Origin of the sequence: Polaromonas sp., assembly GCF_039930745.1 — a bacterium.
Taxonomy (GTDB): domain Bacteria; phylum Pseudomonadota; class Gammaproteobacteria; order Burkholderiales; family Burkholderiaceae_C; genus Polaromonas.
This window is the reverse complement of record NZ_JBDTTH010000014.1, coordinates 59,052-67,659: the sequence shown is the minus strand read 5'-3', so window position 1 is coordinate 67,659 and position 8,608 is coordinate 59,052. Positions and strand designations below refer to the sequence as shown.

Sequence of the window (8,608 nt, the reverse complement as noted above, 5' to 3'; positions counted from 1 at the left end):
CGACCGGAATGGCCTGCTCCTGGATGGGTGTCATGGTTTCGTAGCCCATTTCGGCGACGGCGCGGGCCAGCGGTTCGGCCAGCGAAAGATTCGAGAAGGAGGATGTCATAAAAAGCTCGGCGTGACTCTTGCGGTTGTGTGTGTAGCGGGTTGGCGCGCGGGCCGGAATCAGTGACCGGGGCGCGTTGGGTGCCAACAGCACAGCCATCGGCAAAAAGGTAACGCCGCAGACCGCCGGAACGCGATCATTGATCGCAGGGCTTGTGCAGAGCTTCCTCAGCCCTCTATTGTCGCACTTTGGGCGAAATCGCCTGCCGGCGGACCTCCAAGCCCCCGGAGGGCTGCCGATGCGGGCGGGCTTTTCGCCGCAGCACACGCCGGATTGCTACATATTTAATAGCTGCTTGCGCCCACCCACAAAGGGCTGTAGCCATTTTTTCTATAAATTTCGGGTGCTGAAGGTATCGCAGGCCTTGACGCTGCCCTGTTGCAGGCCGGTGTTGAACCAGCGGGCACGCTGGGCGCTGGTGCCGTGGGTGAAGCTTTCAGGCACCACCGCGCCGCCGCGAGAGCCCTGGAGCGCATCGTCGCCAATTTTTGCGGCGGCATTCATGGCTTCCTCGACATCACCCTGCTCCAGGATGCTGCGGGCGCGCTGCGCATGGTGCGCCCACAGGCCGGCAAAGCAGTCGGCCTGCAGCTCCAGCCGCACGCTCATGGCGTTGTATTCCACCTTGCTGGCGCGGCCGCGCATCTGCTCCATTTTGCCGGTGATGCCGAGCTGGTTCTGCACATGGTGACCCACCTCGTGGGCAATGACATAGGCCTGGGCAAAGTCGCCGGGCGCACCCAGCTTTTTCTGCAGGGTTTCGTAAAAGCCCAGGTCAATGTAGACCCGCTGGTCGGCCGGGCAATAAAAAGGACCCATGGCCGCCTGGCCCTGGCCGCAGGCCGTGGCTGTTGCACCGCGAAACAGCACCAGCCGGGGCTCCTGGTAAGCGCCGCCCCCTTTGGAAAACACGTCCTTCCAGACATCTTCGGTATCGGCCAGAACCGTCGATACAAAGCTGGCCATCCGGTCGTCCGCCGGTGGACGTTGGGCCGGCCCCTGCTGAACCTGCGCAGTGGGTGTGCCGCCGCTGAGCATGCTCAAAATGGTCAGCGGGTTGATGCCGAAAATCCAGCCGCCCACCAGCGCGACGACAATCGTGCCGATGCCGATGCTCCGGCCACCCAGCAGACCGCCGCCTCCACCGCCGCTGCGGCGGTCTTCGACGTTATCGGATTCGCGGTTGCCTTCCCATTTCATGACTGGCTTTCGTTGGTGTGCAGACTACTTTACTTGAGCTTTCAAGGCAGAAACGGAACATTTCTAACGCTGCCGCATCCCATTGAACATGAACAGCCTTTTTTCCCGTGCGCGTGTTTTCCTCGTTCTGCTGTCAGCCGTCCTGCTGAGTGCCTGTGCAACCCCGCTGGTCACGCAGGTGACCAACTTCAACCAGTGGCCGGCCGACGCTGCCGGCAGCACTTTCAGCTTTATCAAGCCACCCGCCAGCCCCCAAGGCGGGACCAGCGAGCTGGAACAGGCCACCTACGAACGCCATGCGCAGCTGGAGCTGGAAAAACACGGCCTCCGGCTGGCCGCTCCGGGCCAGCGAGCCCGCCTGCTGGCTGAATTGAGCACGGTCAGCCAGACGCAGCAAAGAAGTTACCTGGAGCCTGTTTATCACGACCCACTGATTTTTCACCCGCCGCGCCGTAACGCCGCCGGCCAGTATTTTCCGGGCTTCTGGGGACCGAGCTATTTCGGCCCGACCTATGTAGGCAACCGGGTGGTGCCTTACACCGTGCAGTACAGCCAGCTGACGCTGCGCCTGCTGGACACCCAAAACAGCCCGCCAGGGCGGCCGCGGCCCGTGTTCGAGGCACGCGTCGACTACGAAGGCGATGCGACGCTGCCCGCCGTCGCCCCCTACCTGGCACGCGCCGCGCTGGACGGTTTCCCGGGCCAGAACGGCCAGGTGAAAAACGTCCGGTTCGACCGCGAAACCGGTGCGGTGATCAAAAAATAAGCAGACGGTTGCGGCCTGCTGACTTGCGGCATGACCTGCTTCACAATGGCGGCATGCCAGGCTCCATCACCCCTCTCCTGCGCCTCCCGCGCGTCCTGCTGACAGGCTTTGACGCGTTTGGCGGCGACAGCCTGAATCCGAGCTGGCTGGCCGTCCGCCCGCTGCACGGCAAACGCATCGCCAGCCACCAGGTGGTAGTGGCCCAACTGCCGACGGTGTTTGAATCCTCGCTGGCCGAGCTGGAACACCAGTTGCGCCTGCACAAGCCGGCGCTGGTGATTTGCGTGGGCCAAGCCGGCGGGCGCAGCGCCATGTCGCTGGAGCGCGTTGCCATCAATGTGAATGACGCCCGGATTGCCGACAATGCCGCCGCACAACCGGTGGACACGCCGGTCATCCCCGGAGGACCGACAGCGTATTTCAGCACGCTGCCGATCAAGGCCATGCTGCAGGCGCTGCAAAGCGAAGGTCTGGCCGCCGAGGTTTCGCAGACGGCCGGCACCTTTGTCTGCAACCACGTGTTTTATGGGCTCATGCATCAACTGGCCACCCGGCGCGGCTTCAAGCGCACGCGCGGCGGTTTCATGCATGTGCCTTATCTGCCCGAACAAGGCAGCCCCAGCATGACGCTGGAAGAGCTGGTGCGCGGGCTGCGGGTGGCCATTCGCACGGCCTTGACGACGCAACGCGACATCATCCGCGGCGCGGGAGCGATCAGCTGATCTGTTTTGGCGCGGGCTCGTCCCGCAACAGCCGCCAGATCAGCCAGCTTCCAATCAGGGCATTGCTGATGGCAAAGCCGCCCACGATCAAGGTGGCCCAGGTGTCCAGCACACGGTTATGAACAATCCAGGCCAAGGCGGCCGACAAGGCATTGAGCGCCATGGCCATCCAGAACAGGGGGTTGAGGGGTTGGAACAGGCGGCTCAGTTTCATGGGAGAAATGCTACCCGCTTCCTGTCTTTTCCCGCGTTTATTCAAAACTGCGCGGACACCCGGCTCTGCTACTTGGCGAAGCTGGAGCAGGTTTAACGGACAGCGTTGAAAGTGACGGGCATCAGGCCCGTGGCACCAACGGGCACCATGGCAGGACCGCCAGCAACCAGGGCATTGCCGCTTCCGTTTCCGGTCACCGCAGATCCGCTGCCATCGTTGTACCGGTCGGCCCGGGCTTGCTGCATGCACGCGTTGAGGGCGGTACCCCGCAAGTTTTCCACGCAATACGCGATGGCACTGTTCCGTGATGCCAGCAGCGAATCACGTGCCTTGGCTTTTTTGACTTCGCCGCTGGCCACTGCGGCGATGGAAACGAGCAGGCTGACTACCAGCACGAGCCCTACCCCGAAATAAAGATATTCGCGCGGGGCGTCGTCGTAGCTAGGGAAATGGTTGGGCAAGTGGGCGGAAAACATGAACAGACTCCTCGTTACGTCTGTTTCGATGCTAGGTAGCCACCTGGCCTGTTCCCCGCTGTGCTTTACCTGTCAACTTGTAGGATAAAACCGCTTTGCCCGACTACGGGTTATTCCGGATCGGGGCACGCAGTGCTTGTACCGGCTGGCTTACCATCTGGTATGCCCGTTACATCTTCCTTGCTGGACGGCGCGCAGACCGCGAACCGCTTGCCCTATACCGCCCTGACCCAAAACATCGCGCGGCTGCTGCACGATCCCTCGGTGCAGGTGCCGCCGCGGCTGGTCCTGCCCCTGGCTGGCGGCGGCAGCCTGTTTGCCATGCCCGCTGCGGACCACCAGGTGGCGGTGACCAAGCTGATCACTTTTACACCGGCCAATGCAGGCACCCCGCGCGCGACCATCCAGGGTGATGTTGTGGTGTTTGATGTTGCCACCGGCGAACGCCGGCTGGTGCTCGATGGTCCCACCGTCACGGCGCGGCGCACCGCGGCGGTCTCCCTGCTGGCGGCGCAGCGGCTGGCCCCTTGTACGCAGGGCCCGCTGTTGATCGTCGGTGCGGGCGTGCAGGGCAAGGCCCATCTTGAAGCGTTTGCCGAAGGCCTGAATATTCGCGAGGTCCTGATCGCCTCGCGCAGCGCAGCCAGCGCACACGCGCTCGCGCAGCATGCCCGGTCGCTGGGCCTGAAGGCCAGCGTGGTGCAGGACGCCGACGCCGCGCTGGCCGATTGCCCGTTGGCGGTGACCTGCACACCGGCGAGTGGCGCAGTGCTCAGCAGCCTGCCACGCCAGGATGGATTCATCAGCGCCGTCGGGGCCTTCACGCCGCACATGACGGAACTGGGCCCCGAGCTTTGCCGCCACTGCGCGGAACACGGCGCCGTGTTCCTGGACACGGCTGACGCTCGCCACGAAGCCGGCGATCTGCTGCAGGCCAGCCTCGATGTGAGCCGCTTCGCGACTCTCGCCGATGTGATCACCCGGAATATTGAAAGACCGGCCGGGCCCGTGCTTTTCAAGAGCTGCGGCTGGGCCGGCTGGGACTTGGCGGCGGCCCGAGCGGCCCTGAGCTGCTGAAACCGGCCCTTCCCGCACCTCCGGCGCGTTTGATCCAGCGCAAGCGCGATCACCCAGCCTGTTTCTAGACTGAGCGCATGAAACTTCAATTCCTCGGCGCCACCGACACCGTGACCGGTTCCAAATACCTGGTCGAGCATGACAAGGCCAGGGTGCTGGTCGATTGCGGGTTGTTCCAAGGCTACAAGCTGCTGCGCCTGCGCAACTGGGAGCCGCCACCCGTGAAGCCGGCCTCGATCGACGCGGTGATACTGACGCACGCCCACATTGACCACAGCGGCTACCTGCCCCTGCTGGCGCGCCAGGGCTTTCGCGGCAAGGTGTTCTGCACACCTGCCACGTACGACCTGTGCCGCATCCTGCTGCCCGACTCAGGGCATTTGCAGGAAGAAGAGGCCGAGTACGCCAACCGCCACAAGCTGTCCAAACACAAGGAGGCCCTGCCGCTGTACACGCGCGAAGACGCGCTGCAGTGCCTCAAGCTGTTTCATCCCATTCCCCATGACCATGACTGGCAGCCCGCACCTGGCCTGCATGCCCGCATGACGCCCTCGGGCCACATGGTCGGCTCCTCCTTTGTCCGGCTGGACGACGGGTCACGCTCCATCCTGTTTTCCGGCGACATCGGCCGGCCCAACGACCTGGTACTCAAATCCCCCGTGCAAATGGATGGCGCTGACTACCTGGTGGTGGAGTCCACCTACGGCGACCGGCTGCACCGGAACTCGGACCCGCTGCTGGAACTCGGAAAAGTGATCAACCGCACCGCCGCGCGCGGCGGCGTGGTGGTGATCCCGGCCTTTGCCGTAGGCCGGGCCCAAAGCCTGCTGCATTGCGTCCAGTTGCTCAAGGCTCAGGGCGTGATCCAGAACGTCCCGGTCTACCTCAACAGCCCCATGGCGGCCAGCGCCATGCAGGTCTATATGAAACACAAGTCGGAGTTGCGGCTGACGGCCGCTGAATGTGAGGCGCTGGCGCACACCGCGCATATTGTGCAGACACCGGAGGAATCGCGGCTACTCAATGCCCGCCATGGCCCGATGGTGATCGTCGCCGCCAGCGGCATGGCCACGGGTGGGCGCGTGGTGCACCACCTCAAGGCCTTTGCACCCGACAAACGCAACACCATTCTGTTTGCAGGCTACCAGGCCGGCGGCACGCGGGGAGCGTCAATCGTCGGTGGGGCACCAACTGTGCGCATCTTCGGCGAAGACGTGCCCATCCGGGCCGAGGTCGCCATGCTGGACGATCTGTCGGCCCATGCAGATGCCGCCGAAATTGTGAGCTGGCTCAAAGGGTTCAAGGCGCCGCCCAAACAAACCTTCATCACGCACGGTGAACCCGCCGCTGCCGACGCGATGCGCCAGCGCATCGAGCGCGAGCTGCACTGGAGCGTTCACATGCCGTTCTACCTTGAGACGGTCACCCTCCGTTAGAGTCAACTTCGCGCCGCCGGGCCGCCCCAAGGCGCGAAAGCCCCCCTCGGGGGGCAGTGCATTACACGAAGTGAAAAGCGTGGGGGCGACATGTCGCGCCGCCGGGCCGCCCCAAGGCGCGAAAGCCCCCTCGGGGGGCAGCGCAACACACGAAGTGGCAAGCGTGGGGGTCTGTTACCCCAGGCCGCACCACTCGGCAAAGCGGTGAAAGGCGTCGGCCCAGAGCGCCCAGGCGGCCGCAAGAATCAGCAAGCCACCGGCCGCACGTGTACCCCAGTCCTGCTTGAGCTTGTTGCCGCGCCCCTGCAGCTTGTCATAAAGCAGCGGCACCAGCATCAGCGACACGCTGCTACCCAGGGCGAACAAGGCCATGGACAACGCGCCCTCTAGCGGCCCGCCGCTGAGTGACGCCACCAGCAGCGCCGAATACAGCAGGCCGCAAGGCATGAAGGCCCACAGCGCACCGGTAGCGAATAGGCCGCCGCGCGCCGTGGCCAGCGGCCGGATGCGCGACCAGACCGAGCGGCCGGCCTCGCTGACCCAGGCCGGCTGGCGGGCCTGCGCCAGCAGCATCAAGCCCCAGAGCAGAACCACCAGGTGAAACAGCGTCCAGACTGGACGCAGCGCCGCAGTGTTGGTGGTCAACCAGGCCAGGCTTTGCACCGCGGCGGCCGCTGCAGCGCCGGCCAGCGAATAACCCGCCAGGCGCCCAGCCTGGAAGCTCCAAAGCGAACGCGATGACGAGCCTGCGCCCTGGCGCGGACCCAGGCGCGAAATGCCCGCACAGGCTGCGCCGCACATGGCTGCGCAATGCGGGCCGCCGGCCAGCCCCATCATCAGGGCTGTCATGGCCAGTGTGGTGGACATGGCAGAAACCTGTTCAGAGGCTGAGAGTTTTTTGGTCGTGCCCGAGTAGCGCGTCAAACCGTGCCCAATCGAGGCGCAAAGCACCGCCATAGCTCGGGCTATGACGCGCATTTGCAACGACGAGTGGGTGCGTTTTGGCGTGATAAGCGGGTATGAACAAAAGACTCTCAGCCTCTTAGATGATGCGCGAGAACCTTGCGCGGTTGCGGTCGGCCTGCAGGTAGCGGTCAAACACCATGGCCACGGCGCGCACGAAGAACCAGCCCTGCGCCGTCACCTGAATGCCGGATTCGTCCAGCAGAACCAACCCGGCGTCGGCCAGGTCGCGCAGTTGCTCCAGCTCGCCCGCGAAATAGCTGCGGAAGTCCAGCAGCCAGGCCAACTCGATCGACTCGAAAAGCACCTGGCCCTGGCACATGAGCGCCATGATCACGGCCCGACGCGCCAGGTCATCGCGGTTGAGCGCCAGGCCGCGCACCACCGGCAGGTGGCCCTGGTCCAGATGGTCGCAGTACTCTTCCATCGTCTTGGCGTTCTGGCTGTAGGTTGCGCCTATGCGGCCGATGGCCGAAACGCCCAGGCCAATCAGGTCGCAGTCTGGCTGGGTGCTGTAACCCTGGAAGTTGCGGTGCAGCCGGCCCTGTCGCTTGGCCACTGCCAGCGCATCGTTGGGCAACGCGAAGTGGTCCATGCCGATGTAGACGTAGCCCGCGGCCATGAAAGCCGCTAGCGACTGCGACAGCATGGCCACCTTGGCCGCAGCGCCAGGCAAGTCGGCCGTGACTATGCGCCGCTGCGGCTTGAAGCGCTCGGGCAGGTGGGCATAGGCATAAAGCGCAATGCGGTCGGGTTTGAGCTGCACCACCTGGGCCAGCGTGCGCGCAAAGGATTCGGGCGTCTGGCGTGGCAGGCCGTAAATCAGGTCAGCATTGATGGAGTCGAAACCGATCTCGCGCGCCTGGGTCATCAGCTCGCTGACCTGCTCGAAGGGCTGGACACGGTGCACGGCTTTCTGGACATCGAGGTCAAAGTCCTGCACGCCAAAACTCAGGCGATTGAATCCGAGGTCGGCCAGATTGCGCAGGCGCGTGGCGTCCACGGTGCGGGGATCGATCTCGATGGAATATTCGCCACCGGGCGCCAGCGTGAAGCTGCGCCGCAGCATGGCCATGAGCTCCTTGAGCTCCTCGTCCGACAGGAAAGTAGGGGTGCCGCCGCCCAGGTGCAACTGCGTGACCGTCTGGCCGCGGCCGAGCTGGTCTGTGTGCAGGTCTATCTCGCGACTCAGGTAGCGCAGGTAGCTGGCTGCACGGTTGTGGTGTTTGGTGATGATCTTGTTGCAGGCGCAGTAATAACACAGCGATTCGCAGAACGGAATATGCACATACAGCGACAGCGGCAAGGCCAGCACCGACGGGCCGGCACGCCGCTGCGCGAGGGCCTGGCCGTAGTCGGCAGCAGTGAACGCTTCGACAAAACGGTCAGCCGTTGGATAGGAGGTGTAGCGCGGCCCCGGAATATCAAATCGTTGCAGCAGCTCGGGCAATACAGTGGTCATTGCAGATTTCTCGTGGTAATAGCCAAACTGTGCCGCGTCCAGCCCTGTCAGCTTTTGATCTGGATCAAATGCGCCGGAGCGGTGAACCGGACAATTTGACAAAGATCATCAAAGGCATTGTCATGAAGGAAATCCCTGTGCACACAACGGCCGCGGACCTGCTGCCCGCTTCGGCGCCACAGC

The 8,608-nt window shown here is 64.0% G+C and carries 10 protein-coding genes; 4 read left to right on the top strand and 6 right to left on the bottom strand.

The features are described from left to right. The coding region (locus ABI660_RS07435; protein ID WP_348066453.1) for a DEAD/DEAH box helicase at positions 1-109 on the bottom strand (109 nt) is incomplete at its 3' end. Positions 110-439: 330 nt separating this feature from the next. Next, on the bottom strand, positions 440-1,309 hold the full coding sequence (locus ABI660_RS07430; protein ID WP_348066448.1) for a neutral zinc metallopeptidase: 870 nt from the start codon (positions 1,307-1,309) through the stop codon (positions 440-442). 88 nt (positions 1,310-1,397) lie between these two features. On the opposite strand from ABI660_RS07430, the gene ABI660_RS07425 reads away from it, so the two are divergent. Then, positions 1,398-2,075: a DUF4136 domain-containing protein gene (locus ABI660_RS07425; protein ID WP_348066446.1), complete on the top strand. Its 678-nt coding sequence runs from the start codon at positions 1,398-1,400 to the stop codon at positions 2,073-2,075. 53 nt (positions 2,076-2,128) lie between these two features. Beyond that, positions 2,129-2,797, top strand: a complete 669-nt coding sequence (pcp, locus tag ABI660_RS07420; protein ID WP_348066444.1) for a pyroglutamyl-peptidase I — start codon at positions 2,129-2,131, stop codon at positions 2,795-2,797. On the opposite strand, the gene ABI660_RS07415 is transcribed toward pcp, so the two are convergent. Together ABI660_RS07415 and ABI660_RS07410 are read right to left on the bottom strand one after the other, a co-directional pair. Next, complete coding sequence (locus ABI660_RS07415; RefSeq protein WP_348066442.1) at positions 2,790-3,011, bottom strand: hypothetical protein; 222 nt, start codon at positions 3,009-3,011, stop codon at positions 2,790-2,792. The genes pcp and ABI660_RS07415 overlap by 8 nt on opposite strands. Before the next feature lie 92 nt (positions 3,012-3,103). Then, complete coding sequence (locus ABI660_RS07410) at positions 3,104-3,487, bottom strand: hypothetical protein (protein ID WP_348066440.1); 384 nt, start codon at positions 3,485-3,487, stop codon at positions 3,104-3,106. A gap of 162 nt (positions 3,488-3,649) precedes the next feature. On the opposite strand from ABI660_RS07410, the gene ABI660_RS07405 reads away from it, so the two are divergent. Together ABI660_RS07405 and ABI660_RS07400 are read left to right on the top strand one after the other, a co-directional pair. Further along, entirely contained in the window at positions 3,650-4,564 is a 915-nt protein-coding gene (locus ABI660_RS07405; RefSeq protein WP_348066438.1) for a delta(1)-pyrroline-2-carboxylate reductase family protein, read from the top strand. A gap of 77 nt (positions 4,565-4,641) precedes the next feature. Further along, the gene (locus tag ABI660_RS07400; protein ID WP_348066436.1) at positions 4,642-6,000 is read left to right on the top strand and encodes an MBL fold metallo-hydrolase; all 1,359 of its coding nucleotides are present in this window, start codon (positions 4,642-4,644) and stop codon (positions 5,998-6,000) included. Between the two features lie 174 nt (positions 6,001-6,174). Here ABI660_RS07400 and ABI660_RS07395 read toward each other — a convergent pair whose 3' ends face one another. Together ABI660_RS07395 and hemN are read right to left on the bottom strand one after the other, a co-directional pair. Further along, complete coding sequence (locus ABI660_RS07395) at positions 6,175-6,867, bottom strand: sulfite exporter TauE/SafE family protein (RefSeq protein ID WP_348066434.1); 693 nt, start codon at positions 6,865-6,867, stop codon at positions 6,175-6,177. Between the two features lie 175 nt (positions 6,868-7,042). Next, complete coding sequence (gene hemN, locus ABI660_RS07390; protein WP_348066432.1) at positions 7,043-8,425, bottom strand: oxygen-independent coproporphyrinogen III oxidase; 1,383 nt, start codon at positions 8,423-8,425, stop codon at positions 7,043-7,045. Between the last annotated feature and the right edge of the window lie 183 nt (positions 8,426-8,608).